The organism is Pseudomonas parafulva NBRC 16636 = DSM 17004 (genome assembly GCF_000730645.1).
Lineage (GTDB): Bacteria > Pseudomonadota > Gammaproteobacteria > Pseudomonadales > Pseudomonadaceae > Aquipseudomonas > Aquipseudomonas parafulva.
Window position 1 is genome coordinate 20,240 of record NZ_BBIU01000042.1, and the last position, 16,176, is coordinate 36,415.

Annotated in this window: 13 protein-coding genes; 5 read left to right on the forward strand and 8 right to left on the reverse strand. The window is 63.6% G+C overall.

Going from position 1 to position 16,176, the window contains the following annotated elements; genetic code table 11:
* Position 1: 1 nt before the first annotated feature.
* The 5 genes from PPA02S_RS21250 to PPA02S_RS21270 form a co-directional block, all read right to left on the reverse strand.
* A complete protein-coding gene (locus tag PPA02S_RS21250) occupies positions 2-1,249 on the reverse strand; it encodes an ABC transporter permease (RefSeq protein WP_028633528.1) in 1,248 nt (415 codons plus the stop codon).
* 61 nt (positions 1,250-1,310) lie between these two features.
* Positions 1,311-2,345 carry an ABC transporter substrate-binding protein gene (locus PPA02S_RS21255; RefSeq protein ID WP_028633529.1) on the reverse strand — a complete coding sequence of 345 codons (1,035 nt, stop codon included), beginning with the start codon at positions 2,343-2,345 and terminating at the stop codon, positions 1,311-1,313.
* Between the two features lie 40 nt (positions 2,346-2,385).
* Complete coding sequence (locus PPA02S_RS21260) at positions 2,386-3,510, reverse strand: ABC transporter ATP-binding protein (RefSeq protein WP_028633530.1); 1,125 nt, start codon at positions 3,508-3,510, stop codon at positions 2,386-2,388.
* A 203-nt stretch (positions 3,511-3,713) separates the two neighbouring features.
* Positions 3,714-4,343, reverse strand: a complete 630-nt coding sequence (locus PPA02S_RS21265; RefSeq protein ID WP_028633531.1) for a response regulator — start codon at positions 4,341-4,343, stop codon at positions 3,714-3,716.
* A 10-nt stretch (positions 4,344-4,353) separates the two neighbouring features.
* Entirely contained in the window at positions 4,354-6,576 is a 2,223-nt protein-coding gene (locus PPA02S_RS21270; protein WP_028633532.1) for a PAS domain-containing sensor histidine kinase, read from the reverse strand.
* A gap of 94 nt (positions 6,577-6,670) precedes the next feature.
* Here PPA02S_RS21270 and PPA02S_RS21275 point away from each other — a divergent pair, with 94 nt between their 5' ends.
* Entirely contained in the window at positions 6,671-7,669 is a 999-nt protein-coding gene (locus PPA02S_RS21275) for an alpha/beta hydrolase family protein (RefSeq protein ID WP_028633533.1), read from the forward strand.
* A gap of 4 nt (positions 7,670-7,673) precedes the next feature.
* Here the strand turns inward: PPA02S_RS21275 and PPA02S_RS21280 are convergent, their stop codons facing one another.
* The 3 genes from PPA02S_RS21280 to PPA02S_RS21290 are packed head-to-tail and all read right to left on the reverse strand — an operon-like array spanning position 7,674 to position 10,130.
* Positions 7,674-8,441 carry a TerB family tellurite resistance protein gene (locus PPA02S_RS21280; protein ID WP_028633534.1) on the reverse strand — a complete coding sequence of 256 codons (768 nt, stop codon included), beginning with the start codon at positions 8,439-8,441 and terminating at the stop codon, positions 7,674-7,676.
* A gap of 1 nt (position 8,442) precedes the next feature.
* Complete coding sequence (murU, locus tag PPA02S_RS21285; protein ID WP_028633535.1) at positions 8,443-9,114, reverse strand: N-acetylmuramate alpha-1-phosphate uridylyltransferase MurU; 672 nt, start codon at positions 9,112-9,114, stop codon at positions 8,443-8,445.
* Positions 9,111-10,130: an aminoglycoside phosphotransferase family protein gene (locus PPA02S_RS21290; RefSeq protein WP_028633536.1), complete on the reverse strand. Its 1,020-nt coding sequence runs from the start codon at positions 10,128-10,130 to the stop codon at positions 9,111-9,113. Before PPA02S_RS21290 ends, murU begins: the two co-directional genes overlap by 4 nt.
* 130 nt (positions 10,131-10,260) lie before the next feature.
* On the opposite strand from PPA02S_RS21290, the gene PPA02S_RS21295 reads away from it, so the two are divergent.
* The 4 genes from PPA02S_RS21295 to rsmA are packed head-to-tail and all read left to right on the forward strand — an operon-like array spanning position 10,261 to position 16,160.
* On the forward strand, positions 10,261-13,077 hold the full coding sequence (locus PPA02S_RS21295) for an LPS-assembly protein LptD (RefSeq protein ID WP_028633537.1): 2,817 nt from the start codon (positions 10,261-10,263) through the stop codon (positions 13,075-13,077).
* A complete protein-coding gene (gene surA, locus PPA02S_RS21300) occupies positions 13,058-14,377 on the forward strand; it encodes a peptidylprolyl isomerase SurA (protein ID WP_028633538.1) in 1,320 nt (439 codons plus the stop codon). Before PPA02S_RS21295 ends, surA begins: the two co-directional genes overlap by 20 nt.
* Positions 14,374-15,363, forward strand: a complete 990-nt coding sequence (gene pdxA, locus PPA02S_RS21305) for a 4-hydroxythreonine-4-phosphate dehydrogenase PdxA (RefSeq protein ID WP_028633539.1) — start codon at positions 14,374-14,376, stop codon at positions 15,361-15,363. Before surA ends, pdxA begins: the two co-directional genes overlap by 4 nt.
* On the forward strand, positions 15,360-16,160 hold the full coding sequence (gene rsmA / locus PPA02S_RS21310; RefSeq protein WP_028633540.1) for a 16S rRNA (adenine(1518)-N(6)/adenine(1519)-N(6))-dimethyltransferase RsmA: 801 nt from the start codon (positions 15,360-15,362) through the stop codon (positions 16,158-16,160). Before pdxA ends, rsmA begins: the two co-directional genes overlap by 4 nt.
* Positions 16,161-16,176 lie beyond the last annotated feature (16 nt).

The following is a 16,176-nucleotide window of genomic DNA, read 5'->3' on the forward strand; positions in this document are numbered from 1 at the left end:
CTCAGCTCAGGCGCAGGCGGCTGGCGCCAACCAGCCAGCTATAGATCAGGTACAACAGCACGGTCGCCAGCAACAGCAGCCCGCCAAGGGCGGTGGCCATGCCCCAGTTGATACTGGTGTTGGTGTAGAACGCCACGAAATAGCTGACCATCTGGTCGTTCGGGCTGCCGAGCAGCGCCGGGGTGATGTAGTAGCCGATGGCAAGGATGAACACCAGCAGGCACCCGGCCCCTACACCTGCGTAGGTCTGCGGGAAGTACACCCGCCAGAAACTGGCGAACGGGTGGCAGCCCAGCGAAATGGCGGCACGCATATAGCTGGGCGAAATGCCTTTCATCACGCTGTACAGCGGCAGAATCATGAACGGCAACAGAATGTGCACCATCGAGATGTACACACCTGTGCGGTTGAAAACCAGCTCCAGCGGTTGATCAATGATGCCCATGGCCATCAGCGCACTGTTGATCAGGCCGCCCGACTGCAGCAGCACGATCCACGCCGCCACACGCACCAGAATCGACGTCCAGAACGGCAGCAGTACCAGGATCATCAGCAGGTTGCTCTGCCGGGTCGGCAGGTTGGCCAGCAGGTACGCCAGGGGGTAGGCCAGCACCAGGCAGATGGCAGTGATCACCACCCCCATCCACAGTGTGCGGGTGAAGATATCCAGGTAGATCGCCTGGTCGGGGGTGGCCTTGGCCAGTTCGCCCAGGTCGTCGATACGGTGGTCGAGCGAAGCCAGCAGGTAGAACGAGGTCACCGTGCTGGTGTTACGGCGTATCGCCTGCCAGTAGGCGGGGTCCCCCCAGCGCTCGTCCAGGGTTTGCAGTGCATCCTTGTACGACGCAGGCTCGCTTTTGAACGGCAGCGCGCGTGCGGTCTTGGCCAGCAGGCTCCGATAGCCGGCCAGCTCCATGTTCAGGCGCTTGGAAAGGTCGCCCAGGGTCTGGTTCTTGCGCGACTCGGCCAGGTCCTGGCTCAGTGCCTTGTAGACGTCCTCGCCGGGCAGGCTCTTGCCGTCCCACTGGCCGATGACCTCGACCGTGCGCGGCAGGCCGCTGACCACTTCCGGGTTGCCGACGCTCTTGTACAGCAGCGCGCCGATAGGCACCAGGAACACCAGCAGAAGAAACAGCGCCAGCGGCGCGATCAACGCCTGCGCCTTCCAGCGGTTGACCCGCTCGGCGCGCTTGAGGCGCTGCTTGAGATTTGAACCTGCGCCTTCTTTGAGGGGCACTGCGATGGCCATGGCAAACTCCGCGATACGAACTGAAAATGGGGCCGCAACGCGGCCCCCTTACGCTGGGCGTTTACTTCTTCGCCGCCCAGGCGTTGAAGCGTTGCTCCAGCTGCTCGCTGTTGTCGGCCCAGAAGGCCACGTCGATCTGCACCTGGTTGGCAATGTTCTCAGGCGTGGTCGGCATGTCTTTCTTCACATCTTCGGACAGCAACTCCACAGCCTTGGAATTCGCCGGCCCGTAGGCGATGTTCTCGGAGTAGGTCTTCTGCTGCGGCGGCTGCACGCTGAAGGCGATGAACTTCTTGGCCTGCTCGGTATCCTTGGCGCCTTTCGGAATGGCCCAGGCATCGAAGTCGTAGATACCGCCGTTCCACACCACCTTGAGGTTGCTTTCTTTTTGCACGGCGGCAATGCGCCCGTTGTAGGCCGAGCTCATGACCACGTCACCCGAGGCCAGGTACTGCGGCGGCTGGGCACCGGCTTCCCACCACTGGATGCTGGGCTTGAGCTCGTCGAGTTTCTTGAAGGCGCGGTCCACCCCTTCCTTGGTGCCCAGCACCTGGTAGACGTCCTTGGGTGCCACGCCATCGGCCATCAGGGCGAATTCCAGGGTGTACTTGGCCCCTTTGCGCAGGCCGCGCTTGCCAGGGAATTTCTTGGTATCCCAGAAATCGGCCCAGCTGGTGGGGGCCGTCTTGAGCTTGTCGGCGTTGTAGGCCAGCACCGTGGACCAGACGAAGAAGCCCACGCCACAAGGCTGGATGGCGCCGGGCACGTAATCGCCTTCGTTGCCGAACATCGCAGGGTCGAGTTCTTCGAACATGCCTTCGTCACAGCCACGGGCGAGCTCCGGCGACTCCACTTCCACCAAGTTCCATGACACGCTCTTGGTGTCGACCATCGCCTTGACCTTGGCCATTTCACCGTTGTACTCACCGGCGACGATCTTGCCATTACCGGCCTTTTCCCACGGCTCGTAGAATGCCTTCACCTGGGCCGCCTTGTTGGCGCCCCCGAACGACACCACGGTCAGGTCTGCAGCCATGCTCTGGCCAGCGGCGAACAGCCCCAGGGCCAGGGCGGTCAGTTTCAACTGCTTGCGCATTGTTATTTTCTCCACAGTACAGGGTTGGTGCAGCAAACCTTCATTGGGCTTCGGTAACCGGGTCGAGCGCACGGGCGTGCTCCACCTCCCAGCCCAGCGGTACCACATCGCCCACGGCCAGGGCCGGGTCGAGTTCGGCAATGGGCTGCTTCACGAAGAAATCGGCCTTGCCGCAAACCTCCAGGCGCACCCGCACGTGGTCGCCCAGGTAAATGAATTCGGCCACGCGGCCAGAGAAGCGGTTGACGCAGGCTTCGCTGTGGCCGTTGAGGCGCACGCGTTCCGGGCGGATCGACAAGGTAACCGGCTCGCCCGGGCTTCCTACGTTCACCGCCAGCGCCTCAACCCGCTCACCGCGCGCCAGCTGCACCTGGCAACGGTTGCCTTCGTGGCTCAGCAGGGTGCCATTGATGCGGTTGTTCTCGCCGATGAAGTTGGCGACGAAGGTGTTGCTGGGCGCCTCGTACAGGGTGCGAGGGTCGGCGATCTGCTGGATCTGGCCCTGGTGGAACACCGCCACGCGGTCAGACATGGTCAGCGCTTCGCCCTGGTCGTGGGTCACGTACACCACAGTGACGCCAAGGCGCTGGTGGATATGCTTGATTTCCATCTGCATGTGCTCACGCAGCTGCTTGTCCAGCGCCCCCAGCGGCTCATCCATCAGCACCAGTTGCGGCTCGAACACCAGGGCCCGGGCCAGCGCCACACGTTGCTGTTGCCCACCGGACAACTGGCCGGGGTAGCGCTTGGCGAAGGCCTCCAGCTGCACCATGTTGAGCACGCGCTTGACCCGTTCGCTGATATCGGTCTTGCTCAGGTTGCGCACCGTCAGCGGGAAGGCCAGGTTCTCGGCCACGGTCATGTGCGGGAACAGCGCGTAGTTCTGGAACACCATGCCGATGTCGCGCTTGTGCGGCGGCACGTTGTTGATGGAGCGCCCGGCCAGCTGGATTTCACCTGCGGTAGGGGTTTCGAAGCCGGCGAGCATCATCAGGCTGGTAGTCTTGCCTGAGCCAGAGGGCCCAAGCAGGGTCAGAAACTCGCCCTTGCGGATGTCCAGGTTGAGGTCTTTGACGATCAGCGACTCGCCGTCGTAGCTCTTCTGCACACCACGGAAGCTGACCAGCGTTTCGCCGGTTGCAGCGTTCGACTTCGCCTCGCTCATGCCTGCACCTTCTTGTTGGATGACTGCGTAGGCAAAAGCGTAGAAGAGTGGCAAGCACCGGAAAATCGGGGGCGCTGAGAGAATGCCATCATCCGGATGGAAGATTTTTTGTAGGGATTGCCCTACAAGGATGACGCGATTGGGACACCTGCCAGCACTGCCATCCATCCCTTGTGGGGGCGGGCGCAACCTGTGTGTCGCAATCAGACCAGCTTGTGCTCCATGGCGTACTTCACCAGCTCCGCCAGGGAGTTCACTTTCAGCTTCTGCATCAGCCGCGCCTTGTGGGTGCTGATGGTTTTGCTCGACAGCGCCAGCTGCTGGGCAATGTCGTTGACGTTAGCGCCTTGGGCCAGGCGCTCGAACACTGAAAACTCCCGCTCCGACAACAGCGTATGCAGCGGCCGAGACTCGGTAAGGCCGACCTCGAAAACCATGCGGTCCGCCAGCGCCGGGTCGATGTAGCGCCCACCCCCGGCCACCCGGCGGATCGCCGCCAGCAACAGCGCCGGGTCGCTGTCCTTGGTGGCATAGCCTGCCGCCCCGGCTTTCAATGCACGCGCCGCCATCTGCGCCTCGTCATGCATCGACAGCATCAGGATTGCCGGTGGGTCCTGCAGTGCGCGGATGCGCGGGATGGCTTCCAGCCCATTGACGCCCGGCATGGAGATATCCAGCAACACCACTTCGCAGGGCGTATGCCTGAGGGTGTCGAGCAACTGCTCGCCATTGCCGGCCTCGCCCGCCACCTGCATGTCCTTGGCCAGGCCGATCAACTGCTTGATGCCTTCGCGGACAATGGTGTGGTCTTCGGCCACCAGTACTCGAATCACGGTCGTTCTCCTATTCCAACGCAATGGCCACGCTCAGGCTGGTGCCCTCGCCCGGTTCACTGTGCAGCACCATGCTGCCACCCAGCATGAACACCCGCTCGCGCATGCCTACCAGGCCAAACGAAGTGGGCCGTGGCTGGTCGCGACAAAAACCCTGCCCGTCATCGCTCACGGTCATGCGCAATTGCCCCGCCTCAAGCACCAGTTCTATTTCCACGCTGTGGGCGTTGGCGTGGCGCATCACATTGGTCAGCGCTTCCTGAAGAATACGGAACAGGCCCGTTGCCTTGGCATCGCTCAATGCTGGCAGATTATCGGGCACCTGCACCAGGCACGGGATCTGCGTGCGCGCCTCGAAGCGCCGCGCCTGCCATTCGATGGCCGACGCGATGCCTGCATCCAGAATCGGCGGGCGCAGGGCCGTGGCCACATCGCGTACCAGCTGGAACAGCTGACTGATCAGCCGTTTCATAGTGGCCAGGCGCTCATTGAGGGCAGGGTCGAGTTCGGCAAACGCCAGCTCGCACATCGACACTTCCAGCTTCAACACCGTCAGCATCTGCCCCAGCTCGTCGTGCACTTCCCGGGCGATGCGGGCTTTTTCTTCCTCACGCACGCTTTCCAGGTGCGCGGACAATTCACGCAACTGCTCCTGGGAGCGTGCCAGGGCCAGGTTCTGCACGTGGTGGTAGTCGGCCCGGTCGTCGGGGTGTACCAAGGTGCGCAGCCCCATCTGCGGGTGCTGGATCTCGCTGGGTGTGTAGCCCACCAGCGCCTCGCTGCCCTCGCTGATGTACGGAAACTCCAGCCCGCCAACGGCCGGGTCGCGCTCCAGGCGGAACACCAGGCCCGGGACGTTACCGGCAATCCCCTTGAGCCTCGCCTCGCTCTCGCGCAGCGCGGCCATGGCCCGGTGGCGCTCGGTGACATCGGCAAGGTAGACCACCAGGTACTCGGCATCGCGAAAACGCAGAAAGCTCAGCGACAGCTCCACCGGGAGCAGGCTGTGATCGGCGCGCCGACACTGGGTTTCGAACTGCCCGATGCCCGCCTCGCCCGAGCGCGCGCGCTTCCACAGCTCCAGCCAGCGGTCCATGTTCAGGCCTGGCTCGAAATCGCCCAGTTGCCGGTCCAGCAGCGCCCCTTGCGCATACCCCAGCATGCGCTCGGCAGCAGGGTTGGCGTAGCGCACACGGCTGTCCCAGTTCACCCAGAGGGTGCCAACCGTGCTCTGATCGATCGCGAACTGGCTCAGCCGCGCAGCTTCATCGCGTGCATGCCGCTCCAGCAGGCGTTCCCGGGTAGTCAGCAGGCTACGCTCAAGTTCGCGCTGCTGCCGGCGCTGCCACATCAGGGTGGCCAGGGCCCCCAGCAGCAACATGCCCAGCAGCAAGGCCAGGTTCTGCCAGAACCCGGGCGACTCGCTCAGGCGGGGGTACCGGGGCTGCAGCCAGCGCTGGTGCAACTGCTCGAGCTGCTTGGCAGGCAACGCCTGCAAGCCATGTTCGAGCACATCGGCCAGCAGCGGCCAGTCCTGCCTCGAACCGATACGCAGCAACTGCGGCAGGCCGATATCCCCCACCACTGCCAGCTCACCAAACTCGCTCTCACGTGACAACCGGCTCAGCTGTGCTTCATCCATCACGGCAAAACTGGCCTGCCCGCTCACCAACAGTTGGAGGGCCTCTCGCTCATCAGGCACCCCTTGCAGGTTCAGGTTCCCGTAGTTGCCCCGCAGGTAGGTCGCCAACTGGCTGGGCATGCGCACCACCACCCGCTGCGCGGCATCGAGTTTTTCAAGCTCGACCGCCATGGCCCCATTGCGCGGCCCAACGATCAGTTGTGGCACGCGCATGTACGGGTCACTGAACAGCCACAGGCGCAGGCTGGCCGGGGTTTGCGTAAGGCCCGGGGCAAAGTCGATCTCGCCCGCCTGCAAGGCGTGCTCCAGGCTGGCCTGGTCCGGGAAGTTTCGCCAGGTAAGGTCCAGGCGCAGGGCCTGGGCGAGGCTACTCACCAATTCCACGTTGGCCCCGTACAGCTGCTGCAGGCGCCGGTCGAACTGGGCGTAAGGCGCCTGCAGCACCAGGCCCACCCGCAAGCTGCGATGGCTGTCCAGCCACTGCTGCTGGGCAGCCTCCAGCGCAACGGTGGGCACGGGCTCTGGCCTGGCCAGCGCGATCAGGGGGAGCCACAGGCAGCCAATCACCAACAGGCGACGCATTCGGTTCATCTACAGGCTCTTCCAGGCGAGGCGGCCATCGCGCATGGCCGTCCCGGCCAAATACCATTACGCTGCAGAAATCATTCAGGCCTTGGGTTGATACATGTCCACACTCTATCGCACGACGCTGGCAATGTGCTGCCTTGCCTCGATTCTTCCACTGGCTGCGCTGGCAGCGGATGCCGAAAAGCCTGCCGCCGCCACCGAAGCAACCCGCCCCGAAGCGGTTCGCCCGCCCTTGCTGGAGCGTAGCCAGGAGGATGCCCAGGCCCTGGAGCGCTTGGTGCCCAAAGCTGAACAGGAAACCTTGCAGGCCGGCACCGACAGCTTCCTGGCCCTGTGGAAACCCGCCAACGACGCCGACCCGAAAGGGGCAGTGATCATTGTGCCTGGGGCAGGTGAAACCGCCGATTGGCCCCGAGCGGTCGGGCCACTGCGGCAGAAATTCCCGGATGTGGGCTGGCACAGTTTGAGCGTCAGCCTGCCAGACCTGTTGATAGACAGCCCCCAAGCCCGGGTCGAGGACAAACCAGCCGAGGTGCCCGCCAGCCAGGACGGCCAGCGTGCACCCGTCAAGGATGAGCCGGCCGACGCCAATGCCAACGTCGCCCAGGCCACCGCAGCCGACCCGGACACTGCACAAGGTACTGATGCCGAAGTAGCCGACCAGCAGGCCGACCCCGCTGATGCCGAGCGCATCTTTGCCCGCCTGGATGCGGCCGTTGCGTTCGCCCAACAGCACAACGCCCGCAGCATCGTGCTGATCGGCCATGGCAGCGGCGCCTACTGGGCCGCCCGCTACCTCAGCGAGCGGCAGCCCCCGCAGGTACAAAAGCTGGTGATGGTGGCCGCGCAGACCCCGGCACGGGTCGAGCATGACCTGGAGAGCCTGGCGCCAACGCTGAAAGTACCAACGGCAGACATCTACTATGCCACCCGCAGCGCCGACCGCGCCGCAGCCGCGCAGCGCCTGCAAGCCAGCAAGCGGCAAAAGGACAGCCAGTATCGTCAGCTGTCGCTGATCGCCATGCCAGGCAACCAGGCTGCGGAGCAGGAACAATTGTTCCGCCGGGTACGGGGCTGGATGAGCACGCAAGGGTGACGCTTCAAATACCCCGCCGCTTGCGGATCATCGCATAGGCCTGGTGCAATTCGCGGGTGCGCTCGGTGGCCTCGCGCAACTGCGCCTCGCTGGCCCCCGTGCCAGCCAGCTTGTCCGGGTGGTGGCGGCTGACCAGGCGGCGATAGGCCTGCTTGATCACGGCGCCGTCGGTATCGGCCTCCACCGCCAGCAAGCGCATCGCTGCCGCATAGGTCATGCCCACGCCCGCCATGCCAGCGGTTTTGCGCGGCTCATACTCTTGCGACATCGCCTGCACCTGGCGGCGGCTCATGCCCAGCTTGTGCCCCCAGTCCAGCAGCAGTTCACGCTCCTTGTTGCCCATCCTGCCGTCAGCCCAGACCATGCGCCAGCTGGCGCGCATGGTACCTTCCGCCGCATGCGGCTGCTGGCGGATGCGGCGCAAGTAGGCGCCCAGCCGATCCTTGCCGGCCTTGCCGCGGTTGAACGCCTCGATTGCCCGCAGGCGCGCAGGCTCGTCCAGGTTCAGGCGCACCATCTCCTGCCGGGCCTGCTGGATATGCTGCTCGGCTACACGGCCGTCACACTTGGCCAGGCGCCCCAGCAAGACAAACAGCAGTTCTTCGTCACGCAGCGCAGGCCGCCCGCCGAGGCGTTCACGCACATCTTCCCACCCTTGCAGGCGCATATGGCGGTCCATCACCTGGCCGAGCAAGGCCCCCAGCAGGGCACCGGGAATGCTGGCAATGGCAAAGCCGGCACCGGCGCCAATCAACGTACCAGGCCACCACATGTCAGGCGTGCTCGCCAAGCAGGCGCTCGGCCTCGGCCAGGCGCTCCAGGGTGCCTACGTCCACCCATCGGCCAGCATGGCGCTCACCGCCGACCTTGCCGGCAGCCATGGCCTGGCGCAGCAGTGGCGCGAGCTTGAATGCGCCAGGCTGGCAACCGTCGAACAGCGATGGGTGCAGCAGGGAAATGCCGCTGAAGGTCAGGGTATCTGGGGCGTTATCCCCGTCGAGGACCTGGCCGTCGACCAAGCGAAAATCGCCGTGGCCGTGATGGCTGGGGTTGTCCACCAGCACCAGATGGGCCAGGCCCTGCAGCGGGCATTGCAACCGGGAAAAATCGTAGTCGGTCCAGATATCACCGTTTACCAGCACGAAGGGTTCATCGCCCAGCAAAGGCAGCGCCTTGAAGATACCGCCACCTGTCTCAAGGGGCTCGCCCTCGGCGGAGTAGCGGATATGCAGGCCAAAGCGGCTGCCATCACCCAGGTGGCGTTCGATCTGCTGGCCGAGCCAGGCATGGTTGATCACCACATCGGTAATGCCCGCAGCGGCCAGCGCCTGCAGGTGGTATTCGATCAATGGCCGCCCGGCAAGCGGCACCAGCGGCTTGGGCGTGTGCAGGGTCAAAGGGCGCATGCGCTCGCCCTTGCCTGCCGCCAGAATCATGGCTTTCATGCACGTGCCCCCGCCCGTAGCCCGGCGATCAACTCACCCAGCTCGGCCAGTTCGGGGCGGCGGGTGATCACCTCTTCTATATAGGCGAAAAAGCGCGGTACATCGCCCAGGTAACGTGGCTTGCCATCGCGGTGGCAGATGCGGGCAAAAATGCCGATCACTTTCAGGTGCCGCTGCACACCCATCAGGTCGCTGGCACGCTGGAAGGTGTCGAAATCGGCCTGTACCGGGATGCCGGCGGCCTTAGCCTTTTGCCAGTAGTCACGCAGCCAGCCCTGGACCCGGGCCTGCGGCCAGCTGACGAAGGCATCCTTGAACAGGCAAGTGATGTCGTAGGTGACAGGGCCATACACGGCATCCTGGAAGTCCAGCACCCCTGGGTTTGGCATGCTTTGCATCAGATTGCGCGGCATGTAGTCGCGGTGCACCAGCACCTTGGGCTGCGCCAGGGCGCTGTCGATCAGCAGTTGGCTGCAGCGCTGCCAGGCAGCGGCCTGCTGTTCATCGAAGGCCCGGCCAAGTTCGTGGCCCACATACCACTGGTGGAACAGCTCGACCTCACGGCGCAGCAAGGCTTCGTCGTAGCTGGGCAGTGCAGCCTCCATCGGCAGGCGCTGCACGGCCAGCAGGGCGTCGATGGCATCGGCGAACAAGGCGTCGGCATTGTCGGCATCGATGATGTCCAGGTAGGTCTGGCGGCCCATGTCGCCCAGCAGCAGGAAGCCTCGCTCCAGGTCCTGGGCGTGGATGAGTGGCACGTGCACCCCGCCACTGGCGAGCAAGTGGTCGATGGCGACGAACGGTCGGCAATCTTCCTGCGGGGGCGGGGCATCCATCACCACAAAACTGTGCCCTGCGCCTTCCCAGCGGAAGTAGCGGCGGAAGCTGGCATCACTGCTGGCTGGGGTCAGGCTGCCTGCTGGCACCTCGCCCCAGGCGTTGTTGCGGAAAAGATCCTCGAGCTGCTCGTGGAGCCACACCGTCAGTTGTTGCAGGCGTACATCGTGTTCAGGCATTACAAGGGTCTCCGACGGCCCTAGCCGTCAAGCGGGTCATGCTTTATTATCCAGCATCTTTTTCAGACCATCGAGAGGCGTGCGGCCCCACACGCGGGCAGATGGCACGCAGGAAGCCCGGACTAATAAGATGGCATTGAAATCCCCCGCGTTTCGTAGAAAGTTTCCGTTGCTGGTCACCGGCGGTCTGCTGGCCCTGCAACCTCTAGCCATGTCGCACGTCGTGGCAGCCGAACAATTCGACTGCCAAGTGTCCGCCTCCGGTGGTTGGGACTGCAAGCCCAAGGCTCAGGTCAACAACCTGCCGCCACGGCCGGTGCACGAGGGTGCTGCCGTCAGCGCCGGCACCGGCTCCGGTGGCGAAGCCGCCGGCGAGGCGCAAGCCGCCGACCGCCCGACGCTGGTTACCGAGGCCAAGGGCCGCGGCCTGAAGTCGCGCAGCGAAGACTACAGCCACCTGGACTGGGTCCCGCGTGACAAGCTCACCGCTGCTCAGCTGGCCGAAACCGGCCCGTATTGCGGGGGCGCCTATATCGAGCCAACCCGCCCAGGCATGGCCGACACCACGCCCAAGGACGAGTCGCCTACCTACATCAACGCCAAGGTGTCCAAGTACCAGCAGGAGCAGCAGATCGCTACCCTCGCCGGCAACGTGGTAATGCGCCAGGGCAGCATGCAGGCCGAGGCCGACGAGGCCAACCTCTACCAGACCGAAAACCGTGGCGAGCTCAAGGGTAACGTCAAGATCCGCGACAACGGTTCGCTGGTGGTGGGTGACCAGGCACAAATCCAGCTCGACACCGGCGAAGCCCAGGTCGACAACGCCGAATACGTGATGCACAAGTCGCACATTCGCGGCAGTGCCCTTTACGCCAAACGCGGTGAAAACGCGATCATCCGCCTCAAGGATGGGACGTACACCACCTGTGAACCGGGCAGCAACGCCTGGCAGCTCAAGGGCAACAACATCACCCTGAACCCGGCCACCGGTTTCGGTACCGCGACCAACGTCACCCTGCGGGTCAAGGATTTCCCGGTGTTCTACACACCGTACATCTACTTCCCGATCGACGACCGTCGCCAGTCCGGCTTCCTGCCGCCATCGTTCAGCACCAGCAGCGACACTGGCTTCATGCTGGTGACGCCGTACTACTTCAACCTGGCACCCAACTACGATGCCACGTTGTACCCGCGCTACATGACCAAGCGCGGCCTGCTGATGGAAGGCGAATTCCGCTACCTGACCCCTTCGAGCGAAGGCCAGTTCGGCGGCGCCTACCTCAACGACAAGAGCGACGAGCGCAAAGACCAGACTGATTACAAGGATCAGCGCTGGATGGTCAACTGGCAGCACAAGGGCGGCCTGGACGAGCGCCTGATGACCGAGGTGAACTACACCGACATCAGCGACCCGTTCTACTTCCAGGACCTGGAATCCGACCAGATCGGCGTCGATCACAAGGACTTCCTCGACCAGCAAGGGGCGCTCACCTACCGCGGCGACAGCTACACCGCACGGTTGAACGTTCACGCCTACGAGGCGGCCACCATTTCGCAGATCACGCCGTACGACCGCCTGCCGCAGATCACCTTCAATGGTGCGCTGCCATATCAGCCGGGCGGACTGAACATGGCGTATGAAACCGAAGCGGTGCGTTTCGACCGTGACCTGAAGAACGACTTCGTACGCGACAAGGATGGCAACCCCGACTTGTCCGCAGGGCTTCCGGGTCGCCGCCTGGACGAGAACATCTTTGGTGTGGCGCGTGCTAACGGCACTCGCTTGAGCGTGGCCCCGTCCATTAGCCTGCCGATGACGGCCAGCTATGGCTACGTGACGCCGAAGCTCAAGTATGCGTATACCAAATACGATCTGGATCTGGACGGCCAAGGTAAGCGCGACCTGATTGCAGACCCCAACCGGGCTGCACTGGAAGGCGACTTCAAGAGCAGCCAGAGCCGCGACATACCGATATTCAGCGTAGACAGCGGTCTGTACTTCGACCGCAACACTTCGCTGTTCGGCACCGACTACAAACAGACCCTCGAGCCACGCCTGTTCTACCTCTATGTCCCCTACAAGGACCAGAAAGACATCCCGCTGTTCGATACCAGCGAAACCCTGTTCAGCTACGACTCGCTGTTCCGCGACAACCGGTTCAGCGGCGGCGATCGCATCGGCGACGAGAACAAGCTGTCGCTGGGTGTTACTACCCGCTGGATCGAAGACAACGGCTTCGAGCGCCAGAACTTCAGTATCGGCCAGGCTTACTACTTCAAGGACCGCAAGGTTCAGCTACCAGGCATCGATTACAAGAATCGTCGCTACGCGCAGGCTGACACGTCGCCATATGCGCTGGTGTACAACTACTACTTCAACCGCGACTGGCGCTTCAACTCGGACCTCAACTGGGACCAGGACAGCCACACCACCCGCTCGGGCAGTGCCATGTTCCACTACCAGCCTGAAGACAACCCCAACAAGGTGGTCAACCTGGGTTACCGCTACCGCAATGACACCGTTGCCTTCGACTCCAGCACCGGTCGCTGGAAAGTGGACGGCGGTGACTACGGCACCCCGGGTAGCCCGAACTACATCAAGGACTACTACAAGATCCAGCAGCATGACTTCTCGGTCATCTGGCCGATCGTCCCGCAGTGGAGCGTCATCGCTCGCTGGCAGCATGACTACAACCGCAACCGTACCCTGGAAGCCATGGGCGGTTTCGAGTATGACAACTGCTGCTGGAAGCTGCGCCTGATCAACCGCTACTGGCTCGACTTCGACGACTACAGCCAGGCACTGCCACAGAACGAAAAAGGCGACCATGGTGTATTCCTCCAGATCGTCCTGAAAGGTCTGGGCGGTGTCGTGGGCAACAAGGTCGAATCTTTCCTCGACCAAGGCATTCAAGGTTATCGTGAACGTGAAGACCAAGCTTTTTAATCGACTGCGCCCAGTGCTGCTGGGCGTCGCTTTGCTGAGTGGCGCGGTGCATGCTGCGGTGCAGCCGCTTGATCGTGTGGTAGCCATCGTTGACAACGACGTGGTGATGCAAAGCCAGCTGGACCAGCGTGTCCGCGAGGTCCAGCAAACCATCGCCAAGCGCGGCGGCGGCGTGCCGCCCTCCGGCGCCCTGGAACAGCAGGTACTGGAACGCCTGATCGTCGAGAACCTGCAATTGCAGATCGGCGAGCGTTCCGGCATCCGCATCACTGACGAGGAACTCAACCAGGCCATCGGCACCATTGCCCAGCGCAATGGCATGTCCCTGGACCAGTTCCGTGCGGCCCTGGCCCACGACGGCCTGTCGTTCGACGACGCCCGTGAACAGGTCAAGCGCGAGATGATCATCAGCCGCGTGCGCCAGCGCCGTGTGGCCGAGCGCATTCAGGTTTCCGAGCAGGAAGTGAAAAATTTCCTGAATTCGGACCTGGGCAAGATGCAGATGTCCGAAGAGTACCGCCTGGCCAATATTCTCATCCCCACCCCTGAAGCGGCCAACTCCCAGGCCATCCAGGCAGCCGCCCGTCAGGTCGGCGATGTGTACCAGCAGCTCAAGCAGGGCGCGGACTTCGGCCAGATGGCCATTGCCCGTTCCGCCAGCGAGAACGCACTGGAAGGTGGCGAGATGGGCTGGCGCAATGCGGGGCAACTGCCACCGGACTTCGCCAAGATGCTGAGCAGCATGGCAGTAGGTGATATCACCCAGCCGATCCGCATCCCCAATGGCTTCATCATCCTCAAGCTCGAGGAAAAACGCGGCGGTAGCCAGAACGTGCTGCGCGATGAAGTGCACGTGCGCCACATTCTGATCAAGCCAAGTGAGGTGCGCAGCGAAGCGGCCACCGAACAACTGGCCGAGAAGATCTACGAACGCATCAACAACGGCGAAGACTTTGCCACCCTGGCCAAGAGCTTCTCGGAAGACCCGGGCTCGGCGCTCAACGGCGGCGACCTCAACTGGGTTGACCCGAACAGCCTGGTACCGGAGTTCCGCGAGCAGATGGCCAACGCCCAGCAAGGCGTGGTGACCAAACCGTTCAAGACCCAGTACGGCTGGCATGTCATGGAAGTGCTGGGCCGTCGTGCCACCGACAGCACCGAACAGGCACGCGAGCAGCAGGCCATGACCGTTTTGCGTAACCGCAAGTACGACGAAGAGCTGCAAACCTGGCTGCGCCAGATTCGCGACGAAGCCTACGTTGAAATCAAGCTGCCTGGCGCTGACCAGGCCGCCCAGTGAAGCCACTGCGCTTCGCCGTCACCCCCGGCGAGCCAGCGGGCATAGGCCCCGACCTGTGCCTGCTGCTCGCCGCAGACGCCCAGCCCCACCCCCTGATTGCCATCACCAGCCGTGACCTGCTCGCCGAGCGGGCCGCCCAGCTGGGGCTGGCGGTCGACCTGCTGCCGGTAGGGCCACAACAATGGCCGGACCGGCCTGCGCCAGCGGGCAGTCTCTATGTGTGGGACACGCCACTGGCGGCCCCGGTAGTGGCGGGCCAACTGGACAACGCCAACGCCGCGTTCGTCCTGGAAACCCTCACCCGCGCCGGCCAAGGCTGCCTGGACCAACACTTTGCCGGCATGATCACCGCGCCGGTGCACAAGGGCGTCATCAACGAAAGTGGCATCGCCTTCTCTGGGCACACCGAGTTTCTGGCCGAACTGACCCACACCGAGCAGGTGGTGATGATGCTGGCCACCCATGGCCTGCGCGTTGCCCTGGTGACCACCCACCTGCCCCTGCGCGATATCGCCGACGCCATCACCGCCGAGCGTCTTGAGCGGGTTACACGCATCCTGCATGCAGACATGCGTAACAAGTTCGCCATCCCCCACCCTCGCATTCTGGTATGCGGCCTGAACCCCCATGCGGGTGAGGGTGGCCACCTGGGCCGCGAGGAAATCGACATTATCGAGCCAGCCCTGGCCCGCCTGCGCGCCGAAGGCATGGACCTGCGCGGGCCATTGCCAGCCGATACCCTGTTTACCCCCAAATATCTGGAGCACTGCGATGCGGTGCTGGCGATGTATCACGACCAAGGCCTGCCCGTACTCAAGTACAAGGGCTTTGGCGCGGCGGTCAACGTGACCCTGGGGCTGCCCATCATCCGTACCTCGGTTGACCACGGCACTGCCCTGGACCTCGCTGGCACCGGCAACATCGACACCGGCAGCCTGCGCGTTGCGCTGCAAACTGCCTACCAGATGGCCGAGAACCGACCATGAACGAGCAATACCAACACCGGGCGCGCAAGCGCTTCGGTCAGAACTTCCTGCACGACGCAGGCATCATCGACCGCATCCTGCGGGCTATCAACGCCAAGGCTGGCGAGCACCTGCTGGAAATCGGCCCGGGCCAGGGCGCCCTCACCGAGGGGCTGCTGGGCAGTGGCGCGCAACTGGACGTGGTGGAACTGGACAAGGACCTTGTGCCGATCCTGCAGCACAAGTTCGCAGATCGCGGCAACTTCCGCCTGCACCAGGGCGACGCCCTGAAGTTCGACTTCAACCAGCTGGGCGTCCCCCCACGCAGCCTGAAAGTGGTCGGCAACCTGCCCTACAACATCTCGACGCCCCTGATCTTCCATTTGCTCAGCCATGCCGGGCTGATCCGCGACATGCATTTCATGCTGCAAAAGGAAGTGGTCGAGCGCATGGCCGCAGGGCCCGGCGGTGGCGATTGGGGCCGCCTGTCGATCATGGTGCAGTACCACTGCCGGGTGGAACACCTGTTCAACGTTGGCCCAGGCGCCTTCAACCCGCCGCCCAAGGTGGACTCCGCCATTGTGCGCCTGGTACCCCACGAAGTGCTGCCACACCCGGCCAAAGATGCGCGCCTGCTGGAGCAGGTGGTACGCGAGGCGTTCAACCAGCGCCGCAAAACCCTGCGCAACACCATGAAGGGCCTGCTCGACAGCCAAGCCATCGAAGCGGCTGGCGTGGACGGCAGCCTGCGGCCCGAGCAGCTTGACCTGGCAGCCTTCGTGCGCCTGGCTGACCAATTGGCAGACCAGCAAGCCTGACCTCAGTGCGACTATT

Coding starts and splice junctions, on each gene's coding strand:
- PPA02S_RS21250 (WP_028633528.1), bottom strand. CDS start 1,249: ATGGCCATCGCAGTGCCCCTCAAAGAAGGCGCAGGTTCAAATCTCAAG.
- PPA02S_RS21255 (WP_028633529.1), bottom strand. CDS start 2,345: ATGCGCAAGCAGTTGAAACTGACCGCCCTGGCCCTGGGGCTGTTCGCC.
- PPA02S_RS21260 (WP_028633530.1), bottom strand. CDS start 3,510: ATGAGCGAGGCGAAGTCGAACGCTGCAACCGGCGAAACGCTGGTCAGC.
- PPA02S_RS21270 (WP_028633532.1), bottom strand. CDS start 6,576: ATGAACCGAATGCGTCGCCTGTTGGTGATTGGCTGCCTGTGGCTCCCC.
- PPA02S_RS21275 (WP_028633533.1), top strand. CDS start 6,671: ATGTCCACACTCTATCGCACGACGCTGGCAATGTGCTGCCTTGCCTCG.
- PPA02S_RS21280 (WP_028633534.1), bottom strand. CDS start 8,441: ATGTGGTGGCCTGGTACGTTGATTGGCGCCGGTGCCGGCTTTGCCATT.
- murU (WP_028633535.1), bottom strand. CDS start 9,114: ATGAAAGCCATGATTCTGGCGGCAGGCAAGGGCGAGCGCATGCGCCCT.
- PPA02S_RS21290 (WP_028633536.1), bottom strand. CDS start 10,130: ATGCCTGAACACGATGTACGCCTGCAACAACTGACGGTGTGGCTCCAC.
- PPA02S_RS21295 (WP_028633537.1), top strand. CDS start 10,261: ATGGCATTGAAATCCCCCGCGTTTCGTAGAAAGTTTCCGTTGCTGGTC.
- rsmA (WP_028633540.1), top strand. CDS start 15,360: ATGAACGAGCAATACCAACACCGGGCGCGCAAGCGCTTCGGTCAGAAC.